20 protein-coding genes are annotated in these 26,734 nt (G+C 70.4%); 9 read left to right on the top strand and 11 right to left on the bottom strand.

Going from position 1 to position 26,734, the window contains the following annotated elements; genetic code table 11:
- Positions 1-9 precede the first annotated feature (9 nt).
- Together ABZS97_RS18400 and ABZS97_RS18395 are read right to left on the bottom strand one after the other, a co-directional pair.
- Positions 10-1,308 carry a GAF domain-containing protein gene (locus tag ABZS97_RS18400; protein ID WP_356139021.1) on the bottom strand — a complete coding sequence of 433 codons (1,299 nt, stop codon included), beginning with the start codon at positions 1,306-1,308 and terminating at the stop codon, positions 10-12.
- Between the two features lie 299 nt (positions 1,309-1,607).
- Positions 1,608-3,242: an acyl-CoA dehydrogenase family protein gene (locus ABZS97_RS18395; protein ID WP_356139019.1), complete on the bottom strand. Its 1,635-nt coding sequence runs from the start codon at positions 3,240-3,242 to the stop codon at positions 1,608-1,610.
- Positions 3,243-3,423: 181 nt separating this feature from the next.
- On the opposite strand from ABZS97_RS18395, the gene ABZS97_RS18390 reads away from it, so the two are divergent.
- Positions 3,424-4,635: a YihY/virulence factor BrkB family protein gene (locus ABZS97_RS18390; RefSeq protein WP_356139017.1), complete on the top strand. Its 1,212-nt coding sequence runs from the start codon at positions 3,424-3,426 to the stop codon at positions 4,633-4,635.
- A gap of 32 nt (positions 4,636-4,667) precedes the next feature.
- Here ABZS97_RS18390 and ABZS97_RS18385 read toward each other — a convergent pair whose 3' ends face one another.
- On the bottom strand, positions 4,668-5,510 hold the full coding sequence (locus ABZS97_RS18385; protein WP_356139015.1) for an NAD(P)H-binding protein: 843 nt from the start codon (positions 5,508-5,510) through the stop codon (positions 4,668-4,670).
- A 104-nt stretch (positions 5,511-5,614) separates the two neighbouring features.
- On the opposite strand from ABZS97_RS18385, the gene ABZS97_RS18380 reads away from it, so the two are divergent.
- Complete coding sequence (locus ABZS97_RS18380; RefSeq protein ID WP_356139013.1) at positions 5,615-6,586, top strand: AraC family transcriptional regulator; 972 nt, start codon at positions 5,615-5,617, stop codon at positions 6,584-6,586.
- Positions 6,587-6,596: 10 nt separating this feature from the next.
- Entirely contained in the window at positions 6,597-7,298 is a 702-nt protein-coding gene (locus ABZS97_RS18375) for a helix-turn-helix transcriptional regulator (protein WP_356139011.1), read from the top strand.
- Here the strand turns inward: ABZS97_RS18375 and ABZS97_RS18370 are convergent.
- From ABZS97_RS18370 to ABZS97_RS18335, 8 genes are all read right to left on the bottom strand, one after another.
- Entirely contained in the window at positions 7,281-7,688 is a 408-nt protein-coding gene (locus ABZS97_RS18370; RefSeq protein WP_356139008.1) for a VOC family protein, read from the bottom strand. The two genes, ABZS97_RS18375 and ABZS97_RS18370, sit on opposite strands and share 18 nt — an antisense overlap.
- 299 nt (positions 7,689-7,987) lie before the next feature.
- A complete protein-coding gene (locus tag ABZS97_RS18365) occupies positions 7,988-9,052 on the bottom strand; it encodes a LacI family DNA-binding transcriptional regulator (protein ID WP_356139006.1) in 1,065 nt (354 codons plus the stop codon).
- Positions 9,053-9,232: 180 nt separating this feature from the next.
- Complete coding sequence (locus ABZS97_RS18360; RefSeq protein ID WP_356139003.1) at positions 9,233-10,831, bottom strand: family 43 glycosylhydrolase; 1,599 nt, start codon at positions 10,829-10,831, stop codon at positions 9,233-9,235.
- Positions 10,828-11,751 carry a carbohydrate ABC transporter permease gene (locus tag ABZS97_RS18355; RefSeq protein WP_356139001.1) on the bottom strand — a complete coding sequence of 308 codons (924 nt, stop codon included), beginning with the start codon at positions 11,749-11,751 and terminating at the stop codon, positions 10,828-10,830. Before ABZS97_RS18355 ends, ABZS97_RS18360 begins: the two co-directional genes overlap by 4 nt.
- 2 nt (positions 11,752-11,753) lie before the next feature.
- Positions 11,754-12,638 (bottom strand): sugar ABC transporter permease, encoded by an 885-nt coding sequence (locus ABZS97_RS18350; RefSeq protein ID WP_356138999.1) that lies wholly within the window; start codon positions 12,636-12,638, stop codon positions 11,754-11,756.
- 10 nt (positions 12,639-12,648) lie between these two features.
- The gene (locus tag ABZS97_RS18345; protein WP_356138996.1) at positions 12,649-13,980 is read right to left on the bottom strand and encodes an extracellular solute-binding protein; all 1,332 of its coding nucleotides are present in this window, start codon (positions 13,978-13,980) and stop codon (positions 12,649-12,651) included.
- Positions 13,981-14,352: 372 nt separating this feature from the next.
- Entirely contained in the window at positions 14,353-15,444 is a 1,092-nt protein-coding gene (locus ABZS97_RS18340; RefSeq protein WP_356138994.1) for a LacI family DNA-binding transcriptional regulator, read from the bottom strand.
- A 135-nt stretch (positions 15,445-15,579) separates the two neighbouring features.
- Positions 15,580-16,593 carry a hydroxyacid dehydrogenase gene (locus ABZS97_RS18335; RefSeq protein WP_356138992.1) on the bottom strand — a complete coding sequence of 338 codons (1,014 nt, stop codon included), beginning with the start codon at positions 16,591-16,593 and terminating at the stop codon, positions 15,580-15,582.
- A gap of 781 nt (positions 16,594-17,374) precedes the next feature.
- On the opposite strand from ABZS97_RS18335, the gene ABZS97_RS18330 reads away from it, so the two are divergent.
- From ABZS97_RS18330 to ABZS97_RS18305, 6 genes are read left to right on the top strand one after another with little or no spacing between them, the layout of a single operon-like run.
- Positions 17,375-18,724 carry an extracellular solute-binding protein gene (locus ABZS97_RS18330; RefSeq protein ID WP_356138990.1) on the top strand — a complete coding sequence of 450 codons (1,350 nt, stop codon included), beginning with the start codon at positions 17,375-17,377 and terminating at the stop codon, positions 18,722-18,724.
- The gene (locus ABZS97_RS18325) at positions 18,721-19,719 is read left to right on the top strand and encodes a sugar ABC transporter permease (RefSeq protein ID WP_356138988.1); all 999 of its coding nucleotides are present in this window, start codon (positions 18,721-18,723) and stop codon (positions 19,717-19,719) included. The genes ABZS97_RS18330 and ABZS97_RS18325 overlap by 4 nt, the downstream gene beginning before the upstream one ends.
- Positions 19,716-20,588 (top strand): carbohydrate ABC transporter permease, encoded by an 873-nt coding sequence (locus tag ABZS97_RS18320; RefSeq protein WP_356138986.1) that lies wholly within the window; start codon positions 19,716-19,718, stop codon positions 20,586-20,588. The genes ABZS97_RS18325 and ABZS97_RS18320 overlap by 4 nt, the downstream gene beginning before the upstream one ends.
- 33 nt (positions 20,589-20,621) lie before the next feature.
- The gene (locus ABZS97_RS18315; protein ID WP_356138984.1) at positions 20,622-22,142 is read left to right on the top strand and encodes a glycosyl hydrolase family 28 protein; all 1,521 of its coding nucleotides are present in this window, start codon (positions 20,622-20,624) and stop codon (positions 22,140-22,142) included.
- A complete protein-coding gene (locus ABZS97_RS18310) occupies positions 22,139-25,465 on the top strand; it encodes an alginate lyase family protein (RefSeq protein WP_356138982.1) in 3,327 nt (1,108 codons plus the stop codon). Before ABZS97_RS18315 ends, ABZS97_RS18310 begins: the two co-directional genes overlap by 4 nt.
- Before the next feature lie 17 nt (positions 25,466-25,482).
- Positions 25,483-26,730, top strand: a complete 1,248-nt coding sequence (locus ABZS97_RS18305) for an alginate lyase family protein (protein WP_356138980.1) — start codon at positions 25,483-25,485, stop codon at positions 26,728-26,730.
- Positions 26,731-26,734 lie beyond the last annotated feature (4 nt).

Here is a 26,734-nt window from a genome sequence, read left to right as displayed (position 1 = left end):
ACGCTGCGACTACAGGCGCCCCGCGCCCCACGGCGCCCCCTGCCCTCTGCGCACCGCGGGCGCAGTGGAGTGCGGCAGCAGGTCGAGGGGGTCCTCGGGGAGCACGACCTCGACCTCGGCGGCCTCGCTGAAGCGGTACGGCCGGTGTTCCAGCAGCGCCCCCAGATACCGGCGTACGCGGGACATCTCCGCGCGGACCGTGACCGTGCGGCCGGGGTCGCCGAACAGGTCGTCCGCGAGGCCCGAGGCGGTGCGGCCGGCGGGATGGACGGCCAGCAGGTAGAGCAACTCGGCGTGGCGGGGGCTCAGTTCGTGCGTCCAGGTGCCCGAGCCGGACGAGACGCTCAGCGACCAGCGGCGCGGCTGCGCCAGGTCGAGCACGATCCGCGTCGCGCCCCGGGACACCGGCTCGTCGGCGGCCCTGACCAACCAGCCGCCGGGCAGCGGCTCCACCGAGCACGGCCCGATCGGCGGCAGCCAACTCCGCCCGGGGGACAGGGCCTTGGGCAGCGCCAGCCGGTTCGTGTACGCCATTCCCGTGACCGCCGCGGTCCAGCCGTCCGTGTCCACGGCGAGCGCACGTCCCCCGAGCCGCGCCAGCACCGGCGCCGCGACCGCGCGCAGCCGCTCCAGCGAGGTCAGATGCATCTCCCGCAGCCGCGCCTCGGCGAGCTTGGCCACCGAGTCGACCAGGGCGAGCGTGGCCGGGTGGAGGGTCTCCAGCGGGCCGCTCACGTCCACGACGCCGATGAGGGAGCCGTCGCGCGGATCGGTGATCGGGGCGCCCGTGCACGTCCAGGTGAGGTGGGTGCGCACGAAGTGCTCGGCGGAGAACACCTGGACGGGACGGCGGGCGACCAGCGGAGTGCCGACACCGTTCGTGCCGACGACGTCCTCGCGCCAGTCCGCGCCTATCTCGAATCCGTGGCCGTCCGCCTTGCGCAGCACGGCCGAGCAGCCCTCCCGCCACAGCACCCGGCCCTCGGCGTCCGCGACGACCATGATGTGCTGCGAGACGTCCGCGACCGACAGCAGCCCCTCGCGCAGCACCGGCATGACATGCCGCAACCGGGAGGTCTGCCGGCGCCGCTCGACCTCGTCGCGGCTGAGCAGCCCGGCACGGAAGTCGTGGTCCGGGTCCACGCCGCAGCGCAGCATCCGTTCCCAGGACGCCTCGATGACCGGGCGCGGCGCGACCCGGGTGCGCTGCCCGGAGAGCGTGGCGGTGCGCACCTCGCCGAGCACGCGGGCCGCCTGCGCGGCGTCCAGGGCGGCGAGCCGCGTCACGTCGATCGGAGAGTGCACCACTGGATCCTCCCGGACGGTCCGCGAACAACCGGTTGCTCGGCTCTTTTCGGCCAAGCCTCCCAGGTGCCCCGCCGACTGTGGCTCTCATAGTGCCGCCCGCCCGGGGTGGACGGACACACTTCGGCGGCAGAGGCAGAAAAGTTGCAACCCCTTGCAACCCTGGCGAACAGCCGTACGGCGTCAGAAACTTGAACAACGCCGCCTGTACGGCGTCCGTGCTCCTTGAACGGGGCCAGCACGCGGGGGTGGTGCCGTGTCGGCGCAGCACCACCCCCGTACGGCGTAGGTTCCGCTCTCGGCTAGGACACCGGCCGGGACCGCTCCACCACGGTGGCCAGATCCAGACTGTGCGGCAGTGTCCCGAAGGCCGCACCCCAGTCGCCGCCCAGTCGTGAGGCGCAGAACGCGTCGGCGACCTCCGCGGGCGCGTACCGCACCAGCAGCGAACCCTGGAGCACCAGCGCGATGCGCTCCACCAGACGGCGGGCGCGGCCCTCGATGCCCTCCAGGTCGGCGAGTTCGGTCAGCAGGTTCTTGATCGCCGCGTCGAGGCGATGGTCGGCGCCGCGCGCCTGACCGACCTCCAGGAGGAAGGCGTTGAGCGCCTGCGGCTCCCGCTGGATCGCGCGCAGCACATCCAGCGCCTGCACGTTGCCCGCCCCCTCCCAGACGGAGTTGAGCGGCGACTCGCGCAGCAGCCGCGGCATGCCGGACTCCTCCACGTACCCGTTGCCGCCCAGGCACTCCGCCGCCTCCGCCACCACCGGCGTACAGCGCTTGGTCACCCAGTACTTCGCCGCCGGCACCGCGAGCCGCAAAAACGCCCGCTCCTGCTCACCCCCGTCGTCGTACGCCGCCGCCAGCCGCAGCGCCAGCGTGGTCGCCGCCTCCGACTCCAGCGCCAGGTCCGCCAGCACGTTGCGCATCAGCGGCTTGTCGAGCAGCCGGCCGCCGAAGGCCTCGCGATAGGTGCTGTGGTGGACCGCCTGCGCGACGGCCTGGCGCATCAGCGACGCCGAACCGAGCACGCAGTCCAGCCGGGTCGCCGCGACCATCTCGATGATGGTGCGCACCCCCCGTCCCTCGTCCCCGACCCGGCGCGCCCAGGTCCCCTCGAACTCGACCTCGCTGGAGGCGTTGGAGCGGTTGCCGAGCTTGTCCTTGAGCCGCTGGATGCGGAACACGTTGCGCGTGTCGTCCGCCAGGACGCGCGGCACGAGGAAACACGTCAGCCCGCCCGGAGCCTGCGCCAGCACGAGGAAACCGTCCGACATCGGCGCCGAACAGAACCACTTGTGGCCCGTCAGCTCGTACGTCCCGTCCTCGGCGAGCGGCCGCGCCGTCGTGGTGTTCGCGCGGACGTCACTGCCGCCCTGCTTCTCCGTCATGCCCATGCCGAAGAGCGCGCCGGCCTTCTGCGCGGCGGGCCGCAGCCCCTGGTCGTAGACCGTCGAGGTCAGCCGCGGCTCCCACTCGGCGGCCAACTCCGGGTCCGTGCGCAGCGCGGGCACCGCCGCGTGGGTCATCGACAGCGGGCAGCCGTTGCCCGCCTCGACCTGCGTCCAGACCACGAACGCGGCCGCGCGCCGCACATGCCCGCCGGGCCGCGCCCAGGCCGAGGTCAGCCCCGCCGAGACCCCCTTGCCGAGCAGCCGGTGCCAGGACGGATGGAACTCGACCTCGTCGATGCGGTGCCCGTAGCGGTCGTGCGTCCGCAGCTTCGGCGGGTTCTCGTTGGCGAGCACCCCCCACTCCTGGACCTGCGCGGAACCGGACGTGCGTCCGAGGGCCGACAGTTCGTCGCGTGCCTCGTCCAGCAGCCGGGGTTCGAGATGCCGCTCGACGGCCTCCGTCAGCGCCCGGTCGGCGGAGTAGACGTCATAGCCCACCAGGGGCGGAACCTGGTTGGTCACTTCGTGCGTGCTGGCTGCCATGTCTGCGAACCTACTCCTCGGTACGGGCAGGTCACCAGGTTTCCCGGGCAGGTGCCGCGCGCCGTGATTCCGGCGGATTTCCGGTGGAACGGCCTCGGAACGGGAGGGGCGGGGGCCCGCCCCGCGCGGGCCGTCGTACCGGAGGGTGAGTGGGGCCCGGCACTGCGGATACCTTTAGGGCGTGCAGCCAGCAAGTGAACCACCCGAGAGCCCCCGCGGCCGTCTCCACCGGGCCCGTGCCCTCTACCGGAACGTCTCCAAGCGCAGGACCGCCTGGCTGCTGGTCAAGGACACCGTCAATTCGTGCATGGAGTACCGCATCCTCGGCCTCGCGGCGGAGGCGGCCTTCTTCACGCTGCTGTCCGTACCGCCACTGCTGCTGAGCATGATCGGCCTGCTCGGCTACGTGGACGACTGGACCGGCGCCGACACCATCGCGAGCCTGGAGTCCAACCTCCTGGAGGCCTCCCGCACCGTCCTGTCCGACAAGGGCGTCACACAGATCGCCCAGCCGATCCTGGACGACGTGATGAAGGGCGGCCGCCCCGACGTCATCTCCATCGGCTTCCTGTTCGCCCTGTGGTCCGGGTCCCGCGCGGTCAACGTCTTCATCGACACCATCACCGTCATGTACGGCCTCGACGGCGCCCGCGGCATCGTCAAGACCCGACTGATGTCGTTCCTGCTCTTCATCGTGGCGCTGATCATCGGCTCGGTGGCGCTGCCGCTGATGGTCGCGGGCCCGGACGCCGTGGTGAAGATCGTGCCCTGGTCGACGACGGTCGTGCAGGTCCTGTACTGGCCCGTCGTCATCGTGCTCTCGGTCGTCTTCCTGACCACGCTCTACCACGTGTCCGTGCCCGTGCGTTCGCCCTGGGTCGAGGACGTCCCCGGCGCCCTGGTCGCCCTCGGCATGTGGATGCTCGGCAGCTTCCTGCTCCGCATCTACCTCACCAACACCGTCGAGGGCCCCACGATCTACGGCTCGCTCGCCGCGCCCGTCGCCGTCCTGCTGTGGATCGGTGTGTCCGCGTTCGCGGTGCTGGTAGGCGCCGCGGTCAACGCCGCCATCGACCGGATCTGGCCGGCCGCCGCCACGGCCGCGGCCCGCGCCGCCAACGAGCGGCTGCGCCAGGAGCAGGCCGCCGAGTACGTCGCGCGCGCCGCGGCCTCCCGCGCCGCCGACTCCGACTTCGATCCCGACCCCGACGACCCGGACATGCCCTCCGAGTTCCCCGAGCGCTGGTCCCGCTTCCTGCCGCCCGAGGACGTCACGTCCCGGCTGCGCACGCACGCGAAGAACACCCATCATCAGCCGCATCCCCATCCGCACCCGCATCCGCATCCGCACAAGAACGGGGATGCGCCGCCGCCCCGTCCTCCGGAGGAATGACCTACGGGGGAGTGACCCGCGGGGGAGGCTGCCTATTCCTTCCAGGCGCCTGCCGCCGTGGCCTCCCGTACGAAGTCCGTGAAGTCGCGCGGCGCGCGGCCCAGGATCTGCTGGACACCGTCGGAGAGGTAGGAGTTGCGGCCGTCGAGGAGGCTCTCGAAGAGCTCCACGAGGAACTCGACCTCCTCGGGCGGCACCCCGAACCCCGCGAGGTTCCCGCCGTACGCGCGGGCCGTCACCGGGGTGTACGTCAGCTCGCGGCCCGTCGCCCGCGCGATCTCCGCGACCGCGTCCCGGAACGTCAGCAGCCGCGGCCCCGACACCGCCAGGTCCTGGCCGATGTACCGGTCACCCGCCGTGAGCGCGGCCACCACGACGTCCGCGATGTCCCGCACATCGACGAACGGTTCCCGCACCTCACCCGCCGGGAACACCAGTTCCCCATGCCGCAGCCCTTCCACGAGCGGGCCCTCGCTGAAGTTCTGCGCGAACCACGCGGCCCGTACGACCGTCCAGTCCGCGCCGGACTCCCTGAGCGCCTCCTCCGTCGGCCGGGCCCGCTCCTCGCCCCGCGACGACAGCAGCACCAGCCGCCGTACGCCGAGCCCGACCGCCTCCGCGGCGAGCGCGCCGACCGCCGTGGCCGCCGCGGGCGAGCCGACGTCCGAGGGGTGGACGAGGTACGCCGCGTCGGCGCCCCGCAGTGCGTCCGCCCACGTCGACCGGTCCTCCCAGTCGAAGCCCTGGGCGCGCGAGGCCGCCCGTACCGTGAGACCTGCGGCCCGCGCCGCCTCCGCGACCCGGCGGCCCGTGCGCCCCGAGGCCCCCGTGACCAACACCGTCATGTCCTGCGTACCTGCCGTGTTTTCCGTCATGCCGTTCAGTCAACTGCCGTGCCCGGCACGGGAACATCGCTGAAGGACTCATTCCCATAAGCCGACGTCTACGGCGCCCGGCCCCGGGCGTCTACGCTGACGCCATGGACGCTCCTCCACGCTCGACCACGCTCACGCGGGGGGACCCCCTCGCCGGCCTGCTGGAGGGCCCACGCGCCCGGGGCGCCTTCATGATCCGCGCCTGCTTCGACCCGCCGTGGTGCGTGCGGGTGGAGGACCGCGCTCCGCTGACGGTCGTCCTGATGGTCCGCGGTGACTCCTGGATCATGCCCGACGGCGGAGAGCCCGTGCGGCTGCGGGCCGGCGACCTCGCCATCACCCGCGGCCCCGACCCGTACACCTGCGCCGACGACCCGGCCACCGCACCGCAGGCCGTCATCCTGCCCGGCGGCGAGTGCAGCTACCCCGACGGACGGTCCCTGAAGGGCCACTGGGACCTCGGCGTACGCAGTTGGGGCGACCGGCTCGACGGCTCCGCGGTGATGCTGATCGGGACCTACATGATGCAGGGCGAGGTCCACGGACGGCTGCTGGACGCCCTGCCGCCGCTGCTGACGCTGACCCCCGACGTGTGGGAGTGCCCGCTCACGCCGATCCTCGCCGAGGAGATCGTGCGCGACGAGCCCGGGCAGGAGGTGGTCCTCGACCGGCTGCTCGACCTGATCGTCATCGCCGCGCTGCGCGCCTGGTTCTCGCGTCCCGAGGCCGCCACGCCCGCCTGGTACCGGGCGCTCGCCGACCCCGTCGTCGGGCGGGTGCTGCGGCTGCTTCAGGACAACCCCGCCCACCCCTGGACGGTCGCCACCGTCGCCGCCAAGGCCGGGGTCTCGCGGGCCGCGCTGGCCCGCCGCTTCAGCGAACTCGTCGGCGAGCCCCCGATGACCTACCTGACCGGCTGGCGGCTCGCCCTCGCCGCCGACCGGCTGCGCGACACCGACGACACGCTTGAGGCGATCGCCCGGCAGGTCGGCTACGGCAGCGCGTTCGCGCTGTCCAACGCCTTCAAGCGGGTGTACGGCGTCAGCCCGCAGGAACATCGGGCGCGCGCCGCGTAGCGTGGTGGCTGTGTACGTGGAGCAGGCGTCCAGGTTCCCGGGCGCGGTGGTGTGGAGCCGCACCCTGGGCTCCCCGGACGATCCCGTGATCCGGCCCGTGCTGCCCGACGGGTGCATGGACCTGCTGTGGAGCGAGGGGCGGCTGCTGGTCGCCGGGCCGGACACACACGCGTACGTCCCGGTCGCGGGGGAGCGGCCCGTACGGTGGGCGGGCGTGCGGTTCCCTCCCGGCACCGCGCCCGCCCTGCTGGGGGTGCCGGCCTGCGAACTGCGTGACCTTCGCGTCGAGTTGGCCGATCTGTGGCCCGCCTCGGAGGTACGACGCCTCACCGCACGTGTGGACGCGGCCGCCGACCCCGTCGCTGCCCTGGAAGACGTGGCCCTGGAACGGGCGGCCGACCGCGATCCGGCGGACCCGCTGCTGCGCCGACTCGCCGCGGCGCTGGGCGCGGGCCGCCCCGTCGCGGCCACGGCCGACGAACTCGGCCTCGGCGTACGCCAGTTGCACCGCCGCTCGCTGGCCGCCTTCGGGTACGGACCCAAGACGCTGGCCCGTGTGCTGCGGCTCCAGCGGGCGCTTGCGCTGGCCCGGGAAGGGGTGACCTTCGCGGAGACGGCCGTCCGTTGCGGGTACGCGGATCAGGCCCATCTGGCGCGGGACGTACGGGAGTTGGCGGGGCAGACGCTCGGGGAGCTACTGGGTCGCGGGTAGCGCGGCGAACAGGTCGACGCCGTTGCCGTCCGGGTCGTGCACCACGGCGTACCGCATGCCCCAGAAGGCGTCCCACGGCTTCAGCTCGCCGTGGTGGCCCGCGCCGACGAGGTCCTCGTACACCGAGTCCACCTCGGCCGGTGAGTCACAGGTGAACGCCAGCGAGATCCGGCCCCCTCCGGCCGGGGGCCGCCACCCGGGGTGGAACGAGCGGACCGTCGCCTCGGTGTCCAGGGCCAGCCGCAGTCCGCCCGGCAGTTCCGCCTCGACGTGCGGCTGGCTCTCGGAGCCGTCGGGGAAGGCGAGGCCGAGGCGGCGGTAGAAGGCGAGGGAGGCGGCCAGGTCGGAGACGACCAGGCCGATCACGTCGAATCGTGGAGTCTTGGTCATGTGGCCACGGTAGGCGGGGGGTGGGGGCGGGTCTTGAAGGAATCGGTCACTCCCCCGGCAGGGGGGTCGCCTGCCGCCGCCGCCGCCGCCGTCGCCGGTGGGTGGGTCGGGGCCGGGCCGGAGCATCCGTCCTCGGTCTGGCGCGGAATCGGTTGCGTTACAGGTGGAGGGTGTTGACGCGCCATCCGCTGCGGGCGGACGTTCCGGCCCGTCCCCTGCCGTGCGTACGCGGCTGCGGGGACGTGGGGGCCGTTGTCAACGCCGGCCGGTGGGTTGCTGCGGGTGTGCGGCGGCCGTTGTCACGGCCGGTGGGGTGCTGTGGGTGCGTTCTGGTCGGGTGGGGCCGTGCTCGATCTGTGCACCAGGCGGGTGGAGAGTTCTGTGCGGGTGCTTTCCGGGCGGTCGCCCGCCATCATGCGTACCAGCAGGTGCAGTGCCGTCGACGCCATCTCCGACAGGGGCTGGCGGACCGTGGTCAGTGACGGTCTCGTCCAGCGGGCCTCGGGCAGGTCGTCGAAGCCGACCACGCTGATGTCGTCCGGCACGCTCAACTCCCGTTCGGCCAGGGCCTGGTAGACGCCCAGTGCCATCTTGTCGGAGCAGACGAAGACGGCCGTGGGCGGCTCGGGGAGGCTGAGGAGTTCCAGCATGCGGCGGTGGGCGCCGTCCTCGCTGAAGCTGCCGTAGCGGATGTACTCGGGGCGGTGCGGGATGCCGGCCGTGGCCAGCGCGGAGCGGTAACCGGAGACGCGGGCGCTGCTGCACATCTTGCGGCGGTAGCCGCCGATGACGGCGATGCGCTCGTGACCCAGGGACAGGAGGTGCTCGGTCGCCGTCACTCCGCCCTGCCAGTTGGCCGCGCCCACCGACACCACGCCCGGCGGCGGTTCGTGCACCGGGTCGATCATCACGAACGGGACGCGGTGCTGGTCGAGCCAGGTGTACTGCGCCGGGGTCAACTCGGCCAGGTTGAACAGGACTCCGGCCGAGCCGCGTGCGGTGAGCTTGTCCAGCCAGTCGCGGTCGGGGTGACCGGCCCGGGTCCGGGTCAGGCCGGCGGAGACCACCACCTCCAGGCCCGTGTCGTACGCCGCCTCCTCGACGCCGTGCAGCACCGCGCCCGACCAGGAACTGTCCAGCGAGTGCACGACGAGGTCGACCAGACTCGGCGCCTTGGCCGCGTCGAAGCGGGGCCTGCGGACGTACCCGAGCCGGTCGAGCGCCTCGGTGACCCGGCGGCGGGTCTCCGGCGCCACGTCCTCCCGTCCGTTGACCACCTTCGAGGCGGTGGGCACCGACACCCCGGCCTCGCGGGCCACGACGGCCAGTGTCGGCCCGGTCGTCACGCTCCCGCCACGCGCCATCGCGACTCCATCTCTCAGGCGCCGTCCCGTGGGCCGACGAAATTTTCGAACAACGTCGCTCGCGCGTCGGCGCCACACACCGCATAGCAAGCGCTTCCTACCCTAGACCTGCCTCAACGCGGCGTGAAGGAGTAGGGATTTGAAGGATGGGGCTCGGCGAAAATTTCGAAGGGTCGAACGTCAGCCGGCCGTGCAGGTCAGCCGGAAGTCGGTGAAATCCGCCGTGAAGGCCGCGTCGACCAGGTCGTGGGCGCGAAGGGCTACGAAGGAGCCGGTGAAGCGCAGCTTGGGGCCGTAGTCGTCGGAGAGGCGGGTCACGTCCAGCGGCGGGCCGATCGGGGTGCGCGTCTCGTTCCGGACGTGCCAGAACTGGGCGTCGGCGCCTTCCACCGTCACACCCAGGGTGACCGGGGTGCCCGCGTCCACGTCGACGACGGCCAGCTGCCTGGTGCCCTCCGGGTCGCGTTCCAGGAGGCTGAGCACGGTACGGCCCCCGCCCTGCCACTGCTGGCCGCGCTGCAGTTCGCCCGCGGGCTCCGCCCAGGTCAGATCGAGGGTCAGGAAGGACTCCGTGTTGTACCAGAGCGCCAGACCGGCTGCCTGGGTGAAGGTGCGCGGGCTCGCCTCGATCGTCACCTCGGCCTCGGCATGGTGTTCCGTGATGCGTCTGGCCAGCAGGCTCTGGTCCCAGAGGGACTCCGGGCCCTGGCGGCCGCGCAGTCGGATCCAGCCGGGGCGCGCCGAGGTGTCGGCCCAGGAGGGGTCGGGGTAGCCGCGCAGGGTGCTCCAAGGCCAGGACAGCGTGGCGGTTTCGGGGGAGCGGGCGGGGGGTGCGGGTGGCGCCGGGGGGTCGGGTACTTCCACGTCGATCTCGGGGTGCCAACCGCCTTGGCGCAGTCGGGGCCGGCCGTCGTCGTCCCAGGTCACCGCCTGGATCGCCGTCTCGCGTCCCAGGGTGCAGCGGGGGCCTTCCGCGGTATGGAGGGGGCGCGCCGTGAGGTGGCTGAGGAACCACTCGCCGGTCGGGGTCTGCACCAGTTCCGCGTGACCGGCCTTCTGGAGGGGGTGCGAGGGGTCGTCCCGTGTGGTCAGCAGAGGGAGGCTGTCGAGTTCGTACGGGCCCGTGATCTCGCGGCTGCGTGCCGTCAGGACGCCGTGCTCGAAACCGGTTCCGCCCTCGGCGAGCACGAGGTGGAACCAGCCGTCGCGGTACAGCAGCTTCGGTCCCTCGATGAGCCGTTCGTGCTGGAGCAGCAGACGTGTGTCGCCGAGCGGGGTGAGAGTGTCACGGTCGAGTTCGGTCAGCACGATTCCGGCGAAGCGCTGCCCGGAGGGGCGGTGGTCGCTCTGCATGTTGAGCAGCCACAGGCGTCCTTCGTGGTGGAAGAGCGCGGGGTCGAAGCCGTGGCCGGCGACCCGGCGCGGTGCCGTCCACTCCCCGTCGACCTGCGTGGCCGTGGTGACGTAGGTGTCGAGGTCGAAGTAGCGGGTGCCGACCGAGCGCACGATCGAGTAGACCATCCAGAACCGCTCGCCGTCCCAGCTCAGGGAAGGGGCCCAGATGCCTCCCGAGTCCGGCACCCCGGCCAGCGAGTCGCCCGGGACGGCGCCCCGGACATGGCCCGCGTACTCCCAGTGGGCCAAGTCGCGGGAGCGGTGGACGGGGATCGTGGGGAACCACTCGAAGGAGCTGGTGGCGACGTAGTACCAGTCGCCCGCCCGGACCAGCGAGGGGTCCGGGGCGAAGCCACGGATGACGGGATTGTGCGCCACGGTCACTTGAGGGCTCCCAGCGTGACGCCGGTCCGCCAGTAGCGGCGCATCGCCGTCATCATCACGGCGAGCGGCACGATCGACAGGAGTGCGCCGGTCAGCACCAGGCTGGTCAGGTCGATGCCTGACTCCAGACGTTTGCCGCTCCAGTTGTACAGGCCGATGTTCAGCGTCCAGTTCTCCTCTCCGCGCAGCACGGTCAGCGGGAGGAAGAAGGCGTTCCAGGTCTGGACGAAGGCGAGCAGGAAGACGGTTGCGCCGCCCGTCGTCATCATCCGCAGCACGATGCTGAAGAAGATCCGCAGCTCACCGGCACCGTCCAGGCGGGCCGCCTCCAGGAGTTCGAAGGGGATCGAGGACTCCGTGTAGACCTTGGCCAGGTACACGCTGAACGGGTTGATCAGGCACGGGATGAGCATGGCCCACGGGGTGTCCACCAGCCCGATCTCCGAGAACAGGAGATAGAGGGGGAGGGTGAGCAGGGCGATCGGGATGAGGAAGGAGCCCACGACACACGCGAACACCGCGCCGCGGCCCGGGAATTCGAAGCGCGCCAGGCCGTAGCCGGTGGCGAGCGCGATGAGTGTGCCGCCGAGGGAGCCGACGCCGGCGTACAGGAACGAGTTGGCTGTCCAGCGCAGGAAGATGCCGTCGTGGTAGGTGAAGAGCTGATGCAGGTTGTCCCAGAGGTGCATGCCGGAGAACCAGAGGCCGTTGGTCTGGTACAGCCCGGTGCGGTCCTTGGTGGCGGCGACGATCAGCCAGTACACCGGGAAGAGGCTGTAGGCGCTTCCCAGGGCCAGGCCGATCATGATGAAGCGCTGGCCGCCTCGGCCGGTGGCCGCGCGGTCGGGACGGGTGAGCCGCCGGACGGGGCGCCTCGGGGGCCGCTCGGTGGTGTCTTCGCTGCGGGTGTCCGTCAGCATGGTCAGTCGGCCTCCTTCGAGGTCAGCCGGTAGAAGAGGAAGGAGGCGATGCCGAGGATGAGGGCGAGCAGCACCGAAAGGGCCGCCGCGTAGTGGTAGTTGCCCGCGTTGAACGCCTGGTTGTAGATGACCATGATCGGCGTGAAGCTGTCGTCGACCGTCTGTGGGGTCACGTTGCGGAACAGCGCCGGCTCGTTGAAGATCTGCAGCATCTGGATGATCGACAGCATGCCGGTCAGGACGAGAGCCCCGCGCACGTGCGGGATCTTGATGCTTCGCGCGATACGGAGTTCGGAGGCGCCGTCGAGCCGTGCGGCCTCGAACAGCTCGCGCGGCACGCCCTGCAGCGCCGAGTAGATGATCACCATGTTGTAGCCGATGCCGTGCCAGGTCAGCAGGTTGCCGATGGACGGCCAGACCATCGAGGGCGCGAAGAAGTTCCAGGAGAAGCCGAACAGGTCGCCGAGCGGCGTCAGCGGGCCCACATCCGGGCTGTAGAGGTTGATCCACACGATGGCGGCGACCACCCCGGGGATCATGTACGGAATGAGCAGCAGGATCCGGAAGCGCCCGGCCGCCCGCGAGGTGAGCGCGTCCAGACACAGGGCGAGCACCAGGCTGACGGCGAGCATCACCGGAATCTGGACGCAGGCGAACAGGACGACCCGGAGCACGGAGTTGAGGAACGCCGAGTCGGTCAGGCCGTGCTGGTAGTTGTCCAGACCGACGAACTTCTCCGTCGCACCGCCGAGCCCGAGGCCCGACTGCTGCTCAAGGAAGAGCGACTGGTAGACGGCGTAGCCGATCGGGATCACGTACAGGAACACGAAGCCGAGCTGGAAGGGCACCGTGAAGGCGGCGCCCTTCCAGCGCTGGGAGCGGATCATCGGGCGTGCCTCAGCCCTTGACGCTGATGCCGCGGGACTTGAGGTCCTTGACCGTCCACTCCTGCATGTGCGCCAGCAGATCGGTGACCTTCTGCTCCTTGTTCATGACCTTCGCCCAGCCGCTCTGCAACTCCGTGAACATCGCGGTCCAGTCCGGGCCGAAGGTCCAGTCGGTGGTGACGGTGGACAGGCTGTCCGTGACCACCTTCTTGCCCGGCTCGTAGTGGTCGCCGAGCAGCTTGTCTGAGATCGCCTCTCCGACGTACGCGTCGCTGTCGGCCAGCGCGGGCATCACGCCGTTGCCGGTCTCCGGGCTCGCCATCGTCTTGACCGCGCCGGTGTTGGTGGACATCCACAACGCTGCCTCGGCCGCCTGCTGTTGGTTCTTGCACTGCTTGGTCACCAGGGTCAGGCCGCCACTCTGGTTGGTGCCTGCGGGAGTCTTCGCCGCGGCGCCGTCGAACGTCGGCCAGGGGGACAGGGCCCACTTGCCGTTCGACTTGGTGAAGTTCTGCACCATGCCGGCCATCTGCCAGGTGGAGATCTGCCGGGTCGCGGTGCCGCCGTTGTCGTAGTTGCGCTGCACAGCCGCGTAGTCCGCGAAGGAGAGCTTGGAGTTGAGGCCGTTGTCGATGATGTCCTGGATCACCTTGGCGGCCTTGAGGGTGCCCGCGTCCTGGAAGTTCACCTTCCACGCGTTGCCGTCGATGGAGTACCAGTGCGCTCCGGCTTGCATGGCGAGCACCTCAAGGGTGCTGGGGTCCTCACCGGCGTAGTTGGTGATCTTGATGCCGTGCTTCTTCAGCACCTTGCCCGCGGCGATGAAGTCGTCCCAGGTCGCGGGTGCCTTCAGGCCGTACTTCGCGAAGAGGTCGGTGCGGTAGATGGTGAAGGCGGGCGCCGAACTGGTCGGAACGCCGTAGATCTTGCCCTGCACCCCTGCGCCGGCCCAGGCGCCTGCGTTGAACTTGTCCTTGTCGGCCTCGACGTACTTGGTGATGTCGGCGAGCGCGCCCTGCGACACCCATGTGGTCACGTACTCGGCGGTGTTCTGCACCAGACAGGGCGCGTTGCCCGCCTTGACGGCGTTGGTCAGCTGCTTCTGCATGGTCAGCTGGTCGGTGACCTTCGTGTACTTGAGCTTGATGTCCTTGTGGCCGGCGTTGAACGCCTTGACAACCGCTTCCTGGCCGTTGGCCCAGCCCCAGAAGGGCAGGGTGACCGGACCGGACGACGAGGAGTCTCCGGAGCCGGACCCGCCGCACGCGGCGAGCAGACCTGTCAGCGCGAGGCCCGCGACAGCGGCGCGGACGGCCCTTTTGCGGGGGCTGGTGGAGTTCATCTGACCCTGATCCTTCGGAGTAGGCGTTCTCAGAACGAGAGGACGGCGGCTCGGTGTCGGCCAGGAACGGCGGCCGGAATGCATCGGCACGCGGTTGCGGGGGGAGTGGCCAAGCGGAAGATGTAGAAAGCGGTTGCCGTGGACGGTAGGCCTATCGGCCAGTCGCGAGCAAGAGGTCCCCGGAAAATTGTTACGTGGGGTTGTCCGGGAGGTTAGGTCGGAGGTCGACCCGAGGGAGTTGGGGGAATGCGAATCTCCGCAGGTCAGCGGCATGCGGGGGCAGGGTGAGCGGCCGGCCTCGGGTGACGCGTGGGGCGTCGGGTGAGAGCGAGAACGGCAAGAAAACGTTTACGTAACAGGGTGCGGGAGACGTTACGGACGTCGGCTCGGCGGGCAGACCGACTGGCGTACGACGACATGCGTGCCCAGGACCAGGTGGTCGCCGTCCCCGCTACGGCGCCGGCCCGCACCGCCTTCGCGCCGGTCGGCGACCGCGCGCAGCGCCACCCGGCCCATCTCCTCGTACGGGACGTGCACGGTGGTCAGTTGCGGCGTGAGCTGGGAGGCCAGCGGAATGTCGTCGTAGCCGACGATCGACACGTCCTCGGGCACCCTGAGCCCGGCCGAGCGCAGCGCCTGCATGGCGCCGGCGGCGACCACGTCCGTGCCCGCGAGGACCGCCGTGAAGTCCAGCCCCTCGCGCAGGCTCTGCTCGACCGCGTCGTAGCCGTGCTCGTAGTCGTAGCTGCCGTGGATCACCGTGCCCGGGTCGAACGGCACTCCGTACGCCTCGAAGGCGCGCCGGGCGCCCCTCAAACGGCCCTGGGCGGTGGTGAGTTCGGCGTGGCCCGGCAGGATGAGGACGCGGCGGTGGCCGGCGGACAGCAGGTGGCTGGCCATGGCGTAGGCGCCGCCCTCGTTGTCGTAGTCGACCGTCGTGGCGGGGACGTTGCCCTCCAGCGGCGGTCTGCCCACCAGGACGAGATGCGAGCCCGCCGCGTCCAGGGAGCGGGCGAACCTCGCCATCCGGACCTGGTACTCGTCGAAGTCGTACGCCCCGCCGAGCAGGACCACCGCGGCGACGCCCTGCTGCCGCATGAGGTTGACCAGGGCGAGTTCCCGCTCCGGGTCGTCCCCGGTCGTGCCGACCAGCGAGAGCCAGCCGCGCAGCGAGGCGGCACCCTCGACACCCTTGGCGACATGGGCGAAGGCGGCACCGGTGATGTTGTTCAGGAGGATGGCCACCGTGGGCGTACCGCCGCCGGCCAGGGAGCGGGCGTGCGCGTTGGTGACGTAGTCCAGGTCCTGTACGACCTTCATCACCCGGCGGCGCAGCTCGTCCGAGACCGGGTAGTTGCCGGACAGGACTCGCGACACACTGGCGACGGAGACATCCGCGCGCTGGGCCACGTCCCGGATGGTGGCCCGTCCTGCGGAGTCGCCCGACACCTTGCGCTGACTCACCGTGGCGACTCCTTGACCGTAGCGACTGCCGCGTCGGCGACTCTCCCGCCGGACGGGCCGGGGTCCCGCACCCCGCCGGTGGTGAAACCGTATCCCATGGTTTCCGCGCGGCGGGGCGCGCGGAAGGCGTGGAGGTCAGGCGACACGGGCCAGATCCGCGCGCCGGACCTCGTGGACCGGCGGCAGTCCGGTGGCGAAGCGGGTCAGCTCGTCGACGACGATGCTGCCGAGGCGCGCCAGTTCGTTGCCGAGGGAGCCGGCGATGTGCGGGGTGAGGAACACGTTGGGCAGGTCGTACAGCGGCGAGTCGGCGGGCAGCGGCTCGGGTTCGGTGACGTCCAGCACCGCGTGCAGGCGGCCGGAGACGAGCTCCTCGGTGAGACCGACCGGGTCCACCAGGGCGCCGCGCGAGGTGTTGATCAGCACCCCGCCGTCCTTGATGAGGGCGAGCCGGTCGCGGTCGAGCATGCGGTAGGTCTCGGGGATGTCGGGAGCGTGCAGGCTGACGATGTCGCTGTCGCCGAGCAGGTCCTCCAGCGACCGGGGTTCGGCGCCGAGGGCGGCGGCCTCGGCGGCGTCCACGTAGGGGTCGTACAGCGATACGGCGAAGTCGAACGGGCGCAGCAGTTCCAGCAGCCGTCGGCCCACGCGGGAGGCGCCGATGATCCCGACGCGACGGCCGAGGTTGCCGGTGGCCACGGTCTCGGCGGCGGAGGGCTGGGCATGGGTGGCGCGGAAGCGCTCGCGGTGGGCGAAGGTGTCCTTGCCGAGGAGCAGGATCATGCCGAGCGTGTACTCCGCGACCGGCAGGGCGTTGCCGGCCGCCGCGCTGGCCACGGTCACGCCGCGCTCCCACAGGGCCTCGCCGACCAGTGAGCGGACGGAGCCCGCGGCGTGCAGGACGGTGCGCAGCCGCGGTGCCGCCGCCAGTGCTTCCTCATCGAGCCGGGGGCAGCCCCAGCCGGTGATCAGCACCTCGGCCTCGGCGAGCGCCGCGGCCGCCTCAGGGGCCGCGAAGTCCCGTACGACGAGACCGGGGTCGATCGCGGCCACCTTCTGGAGCCGTGCCATGAGCGGAGGAGGGAAGAGCAGGGGGAGGTGTACCGGATCCATCGCGAACACGACCCTCGGCGGCTGGGCGCTGGGCATGACTCTCCTGAGGCGCTGGGAAACAGTTTCAGAAAGCGTCTTCTACCGTAGATCTGGCGCGCGGAGCCGGTCAAACAGTGCGGTGGAGGAAGGGCCTCGCGCGCGGCTCGATCCCGCTGGGTGCATCTGTGCATGTCGTGGCGGGATGGGGCATTGGGGGCGCGGTTCGTGGCGGAAAGGGGGTGGGATCGGGGTGGGGTCGGGGGCGGGTCCTTGCGCCGGGGTGGCGTCACGGAGCCGGGAATGGGGGGCAAGCGCTTACCCGAGCGGCCCGCGGTGTTCGGCGAGATCGGTGAGGCTGTCGCCTCGGGGTGGGCGGCTCGCAGGCGGCGCCGCAGGGGTCTGATCCTCGGCGAGTGCCCCATGGCGAGGGACCCCATGGCGAGGGACCCCATGGCGAGGGACCCCATGGTGCGCCTCTCCGCGAGTGATCCTCAAGAGGTGATCGACAACCGGTTCCTATGAGTGCCGTCAACGTCGACGACCGACCCTGTGCCGGTCGCGCCACCCACCGGTTCGGCCTCGCGGACAGCCCGCCTCCGGAGTCTGCCCTCCACTCAAGTGCCCCGAAACCGCCCGTCACCGCCCTCCCGATCGCCGCTTTTGAGTGCCGTCGAGGACCGACCAGTGTTTTCGAAAGTTCGTCAGGAGTCTTGACGAGGTTTCCGGACAGCGAAGAAGCTCTGCGCACCTGCCGTAGCAACCGGTTGCTATCGGTGAGGTCGTTATGCCACCGGTTGGCCGGTGGTCCGCTCGACTCGAAGCAGAAGGTGAGGCGTTCATGCGCTCGCACGCCGGAACTCCACCCAGCCGCCGCCGGTTTCTCGCCATGTCGGCGGGCGGCGCCGTGGCCGGTGCGGCGGCGCTCAGCGGCTGCGCGTTGCAGGTGTCGAGCGCGGTCGGCGGGTCGGGCGAGACCGTCACGCTGATGGTCAAGCCCGAGGACATCTCCCCGGAACTGATCAAGCAGGCCCAGAAGGACACCGGCATCAGGATCGTCACGGTGCAGCAGGACATCACCAAGCTGATCGCGATGCTCACCAACGGCAACCCGCCCGACCTGGTGCGCGCCGTCGGAGCCGTGGACGCGGCGTACTTCGCGGCGCGGGACGTGATGGAGGAGCTGGACCCCTACTTCGCCAGGAGCAGCGTCCTCAAGGTCGACGACCTGGATCCGGTCAACGACCTGTGGCGGTACGACGGCCGGACCCAGGGCAAGGGCCCCCGCTACGGCATGGCGAAGGACTTCTCCCAGGACTCGATGTACTGGTACAACACCTCGGCGTTCGACAAGGCCGGGGTCGACCACCCGTCGGAAACCGAGCCGGTCACGTACGAGGAATGGCTGGAACGCGCCAAGCGCATCGTCCAGCGCAAGAACGGTCAGACGACCGTCTTCGGCGGCAGCTACAGCGGTCTGACCAGGGCCACGCTCCTGGCGACCATGACGGCGTCCGCCGGAGGCAGTCTCTTCAACGACGACTTCTCCCGGGTCGACTTCACCACCCCCGAGGCCCGCAAGGCGCTGGCCTGGTACATCGACTTCTGCAGGGCCAAGGTCGGACCGAGTCTCATCCAGCCCGACCCCAACGGCTGGGACGGCCCCACCTATCAGGCAGGCCGGATGGCCATGTCGAACGCGGGCTACTGGCTCGGCGGCATGATCAACGCGGACAAGAAGCTGGCGCCCGTCTCCCGCCTCGCACCCGCGCCGGTCTTCGAGGGAGGCCCGCGGATCAGCGCCTGCCAGGGCGGCACCGGTCTGTGGATGCCGCGGAAGGCACGGAACAAGGACGCCGCCTGGCGGGTCTTCGAGTGGTTCTTCGGCGAGGCACCGGCCAAGGCGCGCGCCTCCAGCGGCTGGGGAATCCCCACGCTGAAGTCGCTACGCCCGCTGATGCCCGCTCAGGAGGCCTATCAGAGGCAGGAGTTGAGGGTCCAGGAGGCCGAGCTGAAGCACTTCTCGGTGATCTCCTTCACGCCGTACACCACCGCGGACGCGTTCGACGCGCTCTTCAACCAGATCGCCCCGGCCGCGATGAACGGCGGCATCTCCGTCGACACCCTCGCGGGACGGCTGAACTCGTCCCTCAACGAGCAGCTGAAGCGCGGTAAGGAGCAGGTGGGATGACGGTTGATCAGATGCCGTCCGTCGCGGACCGGCGTAACTCGGCGGCCAGTTCCGGACGGGCCGGGACCGCCGGCCGGCCGCGGTCCTCCATGGCCGCGCGCAGGTACCGGGCGTTCTACATGTTCACCTCGCCCTGGATCGTCGGGTTCCTGCTGCTGACCATCGTGCCGATGGCGTACGCGCTGTGGCTGAGCTTCACCACGTACGACGGCATCTCGCCGCACTGGCGCTACGTCGGCCTCGGCAACTACCGGGAGCTGTTCTCGGACCCGACGACCTGGGACGCGCTGGGCCGCGCGGGCCTGTTCGCGGTGACCTCGGTACCGCTGTCGATCATCGCGGGGATGGGGCTCGCCGTCCTGGTCAACCGGCCGATGAAGGCACGCGGGCTGTTCCGCACCCTGCTGTATCTGCCGGCGGTGGTGCCGCCGGTGGGCGCGGGTATCGCGTTCAAGCAGCTCTTCGACCAGAACTCGGGTGCGGCCAACGGCGTCCTCAACATCTTCGGTATCGACGCCGTCGGCTGGCTCGCCGATCCTTATGCGCGCTACGTCCTGCTGATGACGGTTCTCTGGGCCGCCGGAAACATCATGATCATCTCGCTGGCGGGGCTCCAGGACGTACCCCGCGAGCTCCATGAGGCGGCCCGTATCGACGGGGCCGGTGCCTGGCGGACCTTCCGGAGCATCACCGTGCCACTGCTGTCGCCGGTGCTGCTGTTCCAGACGGTGACCGGGGTGATCGCCTCGGTGCAGACCATCATGCCGCTGCTGCTGGCCCCGTTCGGCACCACGGGCGGCGTCACCACGGTCCCTCAGTCCAACTACACCTACATGATGCACGTGTTCGCGCAGTACTTCGCGCTCGGCCGCTACGGCTACGCCTCCGCGCTGCTGTGGATTCTCTTCGTCCTGATCCTCATCGTGACCGGACTCATCTTCAGGTTCACGTCCGGTGCGGTGTTCTACAACGTCGAACCGGAGGCGAAGAAGTGACCGCCGCGAGCCTGCCCCCGAAGCCCTCGACGTCCCCGGCCCGCGTGCGACTGCGCGTGAACCGCCTCGTTCTCTACACCGTCCTCGTCGCCCTCACCGGGCTGTTCCTCGGCCCCTTCGGCTGGCTGGTCCTCACCGGCCTGAAGACCCCGGGCGAACTGGCCGCCTCACCGGTGCACTGGCTCCCCGAGCACGTCCAGTGGCACAACTTCGCCGACGCCTTCAACCTCATCGACTTCCTCGGCTACGCCCGCAACTCCCTGGTCATCGCCCTCATCTACGCCACCCTGGTCACTCTCAGCTCGGCCTGGGTCGGCTTCGGCTTCGCCCGCCTCGACGCACCCGGCAAGAAGACGCTGTTCGGCATCCTGCTCGGCTCGATGATGCTGCCCCAGCTCATCACCCTCCTGCCGACCTACCTGATCTTCGCGAAGCTCGGCATGGTCGACACGTACTGGCCGTGGGTGCTGTGGGGCCTGTCCGCCGCCCCGTATCTGGTCTTCCTCTTCCGGCAGTTCTTCGCCGGCCTGCCCCGGGAGCTGGAGGAGGCCGCGATCGTCGACGGCTGCGGCTATGCGGCGATCTTCTGGCGGATCTTCCTGCCGCAGTCCTGGCCGGTCCTGTCCGCGAGCTTCGTGATCGCCTTCACCTGGACCTGGGGGGACTACATCGCCCCGCAGCTGCTGCTGTCCACCGACCACACCACGCTCGCCGTCGCCATCATGTCCACCTATGTCACCTCGGCCGGCACACCCGTCGCCAACCTCCAGGCCGCGGCCTCCGTGATGTACGTCGTCCCCATCCTGCTGATCTTCCTCGTCGCCCAGCGCGGATTCGTCGCCGGTATGGCGACCTCCGGCCTCAAGTAGCCCCACCTGCCTTCCTGTTGCAAGGAGTCACGCATGAACACGCCCCTGTCCCGGCGCACCGCTCTTCAGGCGACCGGCGCCACCGTGCTCGCCGCCGGCCTGTCCGGCCTGACGGCCACGACGGCCCGCGCCGACGGCGGCAACTCCGCCCCCAAGCTGGTCACTTACCCGCGCCCGTCCACCATGCCGACCAACACGAGCTTCAAGGTGCGCGTCCGTACCGCCCCCGACGGCGAGTGGGCGACCCTCGACATCTGGCGGCCGCAGCTGGAGGAGATCAACGCGACCACCGGGTCGGGCAAGGTCCTCAACACGTCGATGGTGTACTTCGACTTCCAGGGCTGCGTCGAGATCGAGGTCACGTATCTCAAGGGCGGCACCACCAAGGCCCGGGTGAGACCGGACGCGCTCGGCATCAAGCCCGAACTGCTCGGCGACACCCTGCGGTTCACCCTCGACGAGCCGCGTGACGTGGTCGTCCAGATCAACGACGAGATCTTCGACTGTCTGCACCTGTTCACCAACCACATCGACCCCAACCCGCCCTCCGCCGACGACCCGGACGTCCTCTGGTTCGGCCCCGGCGTGCACACCGTCACCGGCAACGTCCTCACCGTTCCCAGCGGCAAGACCGTGTACCTGGCGGGAGGAGCGGTCCTGCAGGCGCAGGTGTTCTTCAAGAACGTGGAGAAGGCGGCCCTCACCGGCCGCGGCATGCTCAACGCGGGTCCCGGCGGAATCCTCTGCGAGGGCAGCAGGAACATCCGCGTCGAGGACGTCATCATCATGAACCCGAACGGCTACGCGGGCACGTTCGGCATGAGCGAGAACGTCCACATCAAGAAGGCGCGCTCGTTCAGCTCGAAGGGCAACGGCGACGGCTTCGACGTCTTCTCCTCCACCGGGATCGTCTTCGACGGCTGCTTCATGCGCAACTCCGACGACTGCATCGCCATCTACTGCCACCGCTGGGACTACTACGGCGACACCCGGGACATCACCGTCCAGAACTGCACCCTGTGGGCCGACGTCGCCCACCCGATCAACGTCGGCACGCACGGCAACAGCGACGCCCCCGAGATGCTCGAGAACCTGGTCTTCAAGAACCTCGACATCCTCGACCACCGCGAGCCGCAGCTGGGCTACCAGGGCTGCATCGCCCTCAACCCCGGCGACTCCAACCTGGTCAAGAACGTGCTGATCGAGGACGTCCGCATCGAGGACTTCCGCTGGGGTCAGGTGATCCATATGCGGGTCATGTACAACACCAAGTACAACACCTCGGTCGGCCGAGGCATCGAGGACGTCTACGTCAAGAACCTCAGCTACACGGGCACCCACGCGAACCCGTCGCTCTTCCTCGGCTACGACGCCGACCACGGCATCAAGAACGTCACCTTCGAGAACCTGGTGATCAACGGCACGGTCGTCGCCGACTCGATGAAGAAGCCCAAGTGGTACGCGACCACCGACTCGGTGCAGTGGTACTACAACGAGCACGTCACCGGTCTCACCTTCCTGACCACCGCCGAGGCGGAGGCGGCAGCCCAGTGACCACGCTCAGCCGCCGCGGCCTCATCCAGGCCTCCACGGCACTGCTCCTCGCCGCGGGCACGACCTCCCTGTCCGTGCCCGCGGCGCGGGCCGAAACCCCGGACACCGCCGCCGAGTTCACCTTCGCCCACCCCGGCCTCCTGCACACCGCCGACGACCTCGCCCGTATGAAGGCCGCGGTCGGGTCCAAGCAATCCCCCCTGTACGACGGCTACTCGGCGCTCGCGGCGCACGCCCGCTCGTCGGCGTCGTACACCGTGCAGAACACCGGCCAGATCACCTCCTGGGGCCGCGGCCCCTCGAACTTCATGAACCAGGCCGTCGCCGACTCGGCCGCCGCCTACCAGAACGCCCTGATGTGGTGCGCCACCGGGGAGCGCGCCCATGCCGACAAGGCCCGCGACATCCTCAACGCCTGGTCGACGTCGTTGACGGCGATCACCGGAGCGGACGGGCCGCTCGGCGCCGGGCTCCAGGCCTTCAAGTTCGTCAACGCGGCCGAGCTGCTGCGGCACACCGGTTACGACGGCTGGGCGGACTCGGACATCGCCCGCTGCGAGGAGTCCTTCCTGCGCGTCTGGTATCCGGCAGTGTCCGGATACATGCTCTACGCCAACGGCAACTGGGACCTGACGTCCATTCAGACCATTCTGGCCATCGGCGTGTTCTGCGAGAACCGCACCCTCTTCGAGGACGCGCTCCGCTTCGCCGCGGCGGGCGCCGGCAACGGCAGCGTCCCGCACCGCGTCGTCGGCGCCGACGGCCAGGGCCAGGAGAGCGGCCGCGACCAGGGCCACGAGCAGCTCGCCGTCGGACTGCTCGGCGACGCGGCCCAGGTCGCCTGGAGCCAGGGCGTCGACCTGTGGGGCTTCGACGGCCACCGCATGCTCGCGAACGCCGAGTACGCCGCCCGCTACAACCTCGGCGGCGATGTCCCCTTCACCCCCGACCTCGACCGCACCGGCAAGTACGTCAAGACGGCCGTCTCGGACAAGGTCCGCGGCACGCTGCCCCCGATCTACGAGATGTACTACGCCCACTACGCCGGTGTCCGCGGCCTCGACGCCCCGTACACGAAGGCCGCCGTCTTCCGCGGCAGCGGCGGGGCCCGCGTCGTCGAGGGCAGCAACGACGACCTGCCGAGCTGGGGCACCTTCACCTATGCCGGCGCGACGGCCCCCGCACCCACCGCGCCGACCCCTCCGGCGGGCCTCACCGCGGTGGGGCAGGACGGGTCGGTCACCGTCGGCTGGCTGCCGTCCGCGGGTGCGACCGCCTACACCGTGCGCCGGGCCACCAGGCCGCAGGGCCCGTACGAGACCGTCGCGACCGGTGTCGACCGGCCGACGTACACCGACGCCGGCGCGCGCACGGGCCGGACGTACCACTACACAGTCACCGCCTCCAACTCCCAGGGAATGAGCGGGAGTTCGCTGCCGGTGGCCGCCTGCGCAGGCCTCCCGGAGGCCTGGTCCACCCAGGACGTGGGCGAGGTGAGGATCCCCGGATCCGCGGTGTTCGACGGAGAGCGGTTCGTGCTGGAGGCGAGCGGCACCGCCGAGACCCACCGGTTCGTGCACCTTCCGCTGCACGGCGACGGCACGGTCACCGCGCGCATCGTGTGGCCGCTCAGCTCGCAGTACTCCAAGATCGGCGTCACCCTCCGCGACTCCCTCGACGCGACCGCCGCGCATGCGTCGATGCTGGTCCAGGGGCTGCCGCTGCACACCTGGAGCGGTGTGTGGACCGTGCGCCCGAAGGCGGGGGCGGCCACCTCGGCCACCGGCAGCACCCCCGTCCCGCCGTCCCAGCAGCAGACCCTCACCACGTCCGCGTCCTTCCCGATCTCCGACCTCGGCACGCTGCCGGAGTCGGCGACACCACTCCAGGCGCCGTACGTCGAGGGTGCGGGCGACGGCTACCGGCTGCGGAAGCCGTACTGGGTGCGGGTCACCCGCAAGGGCGGCCGCTGCACCGGTCTCCTCTCCCCGGACGGCATCCGCTGGCGCGAAGTCGGCTCCACCAAGGTCCAGTTGGGCGGCACGGTCCACGCCGGGCTCACCCTCACCTCCTGCCTCGGCGTCGACGAGGCGTACGCCGAGACCGGCACCGGTGCCTTCGACAACGTGAGCGTGACCTCCTCGTCCGGTGACGTCTGGACCTCGCCCCGGCCCACCCGCTCCGCCACCGATCTGCGGGCCACCACCGCGGCCGACGCCGTCGAACTATCCTGGTCCGACCCGGACTTGGCCGCCGGCTACCTGGTGCTGCGGGCCGACCGTCCCGAAGGACCGTACGAGACCCTCGCCACCGGCATCGGCCCGGTCGGCTTCGGCGCCCGCATCCGGTACGCGGACGCGACAGGGACGCCCGGAACGACGTACCACTACGCCGTCGCGAAGACCGGCACCGGCGGTCGCGGCCCGCTCTCGGAGACCGCCCACGCGCAGATGCCGACCCCGTCGGCCCCCGAACTCACCTCGCCCGGCGCGGTGTTCGTCAACAGGGGCACGGAGTTCAGGCACCTGCTGCGCGCGTCGCACGAGCCCGTGCGGTTCACCGCGGACGGCCTGCCCGACGGACTCCGCCTCAACAAACGCACCGGCCTCATCTGCGGAACCGCCACCGGGACAGGCGAGTTCACGGTCACCACCACCGCGGGCAACGCGGCCGCAACCGCCTCCGGCACGCTCACCGTCACCGTCGGCACCCCGCCGCCCGCCCCCTGGACGTACGGCGACCTCGGCGACCCCGTGCTCGACGACCGGGCCTTCGGGACCCTCGGCGTGGTCGCGATCCGCACCCCCGGCAGCACGTCGTACGACGGCGGCACCTTCACCGTGCGCGGTGCGGGCGTCGACCTGAACGTCAACGGCCAGGGGATGACAGGTCAGTTCGTACGGCAGCCCGTCAGCGGCGACTGCGAGATCACCGCCCGGCTGCTGTCCCGTAGCGGATCCCCCACTGACCGCGTGGGCCTGCTGATGGCCAAGTCGCTGTCACCGTTCGACCAGGCGGCCGGAGCGATCGTCACGTCCGGAACCACCGCACAGCTCATGCTGCGCAAGACCGTGGCGGGAGCCTCCGCATTCACCGGCAGCGGAAGCACCCAACTCCCCTGCCTGCTGCGGCTGAAGCGCGCCGGGACCGCCTTCACCGCAGCTCTCTCCACCGACGACGGCGCCACCTGGACCTCCCTCGCGGACGGCCAGATCCCCGACTTCGGTGACGCCCCCTATTACGTGGGCCTCGTGGTCTGCTCCCGCAGCCCGCTGGTCCACAGCACCACGCAGTTCGAGCAGGTGAGCATCACCCCCACATAGATCGGAGATGCACTGCCATGAGCCGCACCAACCCCCACAGGCAGAGCACGCCCACGAACGTCAGCCGCCGCGGTCTGCTCAGGACCGCCGGCGGACTCACCGCCGCCCTCGCCGTCGGCGCCTCCGCGTCGGCGGTGAGCGGCCCCACCGCGGCCGCCGCACCCGCGACCTTCACCCACCCCGGCATGCTGCACGCCTACGGAGAGCTCAACCGCGCCAAGGTGAGGGTCGCCGCGGGCGACGACCCCTGGCTCTCCGGCTGGAACCGGCTGACCGCCAACTCCCACTCGGCCGCCGGCTGGACACCCAACCCGCAGGCCACCATCATCCGCGGCGGCACGGGCGAGAACTACGGCATCCTCTACAACGACATCCACGCCGCCTACCAGAACGCCCTGCGCTGGAAGATCGCCGGCACCGGCGCCAACGGCGACACCGCCGTGAAGATCCTCAACGCCTGGTCGGCCGAACTCACCACGGTCACCGGCAACGCCGACCGCTTCCTGGCCGCCGGGATCTACGGCTACCAGTTCGCGAACGCCGCCGAACTCATGCGCGGCTACGCCGGGTTCGACCTCGACCGGTTCAAGACGATGATGCGGGGCGTGTTCTACCCGCTCAACAACCAGTTCCTCACCGGCCACAACGACGCCTGCATCACCAACTACTGGGCGAACTGGGACCTCTGCACCATGAACTCGATCCTCGCGATCGGAATCCTGTGCGACGACGCGGCCATGTACGACCAGGCCGTGAACTACTTCAAGAACGGCGCGGGAAACGGGTCGATCACCCATGCCGTGCCGTTCGTCTACGAGAGCCAGGGCCTCGCCCAGTACCAGGAGTCCGGCCGCGACCAGGGACACACCATGATGGGCATGGGCCAGCTCGGCGCCTTCTGCGAGACGGCCTGGTCGCAGGGCGAGGACCTGTACGGCTACGACGACAACCGTTTCATGAAGTGCGCCCAGTACGTCGCCAAGTACAACCTCGGACAGGACGTGCCCTACACGACGTACACCTGGGGCACCGGCCAGAACTGCGCCCAGCAGTCGCAGACCGTGATCTCGTCCGCGAGCCGCGGCCAGGCCCGCCCGGTGTGGGACATCCTGCACTACCACTACGCCCGCAGGCGCGGCCTCTCCGTCCCGTACATCACCGCCATGGCCGAGGCGGGCCGCCCCGAAGGCGGGGGCGGTGACTACGGCTCGACCAGCGGCGGCTTCGACCAGACCGGATTCGGCACGTTGATGTACGCCAAATAGGCGG

Source organism: Streptomyces sp. NPDC005485, assembly GCF_040606085.1.
Lineage (GTDB): Bacteria > Actinomycetota > Actinomycetes > Streptomycetales > Streptomycetaceae > Streptomyces.
Note: the sequence above shows the minus strand (reverse complement) of the source record. Positions and strands in the feature narration are given on the sequence as shown.

Excerpts from the sequence above, each read along its gene's own strand:
- ABZS97_RS18330 (WP_356138990.1), top strand. The coding sequence starts at position 17,375 with ATGCGCTCGCACGCCGGAACTCCACCCAGCCGCCGCCGGTTTCTCGCC.
- ABZS97_RS18365 (WP_356139006.1), bottom strand. The coding sequence starts at position 9,052 with ATGGCGCGTGGCGGGAGCGTGACGACCGGGCCGACACTGGCCGTCGTG.
- ABZS97_RS18345 (WP_356138996.1), bottom strand. The coding sequence starts at position 13,980 with ATGAACTCCACCAGCCCCCGCAAAAGGGCCGTCCGCGCCGCTGTCGCG.
- ABZS97_RS18370 (WP_356139008.1), bottom strand. The coding sequence starts at position 7,688 with ATGACCAAGACTCCACGATTCGACGTGATCGGCCTGGTCGTCTCCGAC.
- ABZS97_RS18315 (WP_356138984.1), top strand. The coding sequence starts at position 20,622 with ATGAACACGCCCCTGTCCCGGCGCACCGCTCTTCAGGCGACCGGCGCC.
- ABZS97_RS18355 (WP_356139001.1), bottom strand. The coding sequence starts at position 11,751 with ATGCTGACGGACACCCGCAGCGAAGACACCACCGAGCGGCCCCCGAGG.
- ABZS97_RS18335 (WP_356138992.1), bottom strand. The coding sequence starts at position 16,593 with ATGCCCAGCGCCCAGCCGCCGAGGGTCGTGTTCGCGATGGATCCGGTA.
- ABZS97_RS18395 (WP_356139019.1), bottom strand. The coding sequence starts at position 3,242 with ATGGCAGCCAGCACGCACGAAGTGACCAACCAGGTTCCGCCCCTGGTG.
- ABZS97_RS18380 (WP_356139013.1), top strand. The coding sequence starts at position 5,615 with ATGGACGCTCCTCCACGCTCGACCACGCTCACGCGGGGGGACCCCCTC.
- ABZS97_RS18350 (WP_356138999.1), bottom strand. The coding sequence starts at position 12,638 with ATGATCCGCTCCCAGCGCTGGAAGGGCGCCGCCTTCACGGTGCCCTTC.
- ABZS97_RS18385 (WP_356139015.1), bottom strand. The coding sequence starts at position 5,510 with ATGACGGAAAACACGGCAGGTACGCAGGACATGACGGTGTTGGTCACG.
- ABZS97_RS18325 (WP_356138988.1), top strand. The coding sequence starts at position 18,721 with ATGACGGTTGATCAGATGCCGTCCGTCGCGGACCGGCGTAACTCGGCG.
- ABZS97_RS18305 (WP_356138980.1), top strand. The coding sequence starts at position 25,483 with ATGAGCCGCACCAACCCCCACAGGCAGAGCACGCCCACGAACGTCAGC.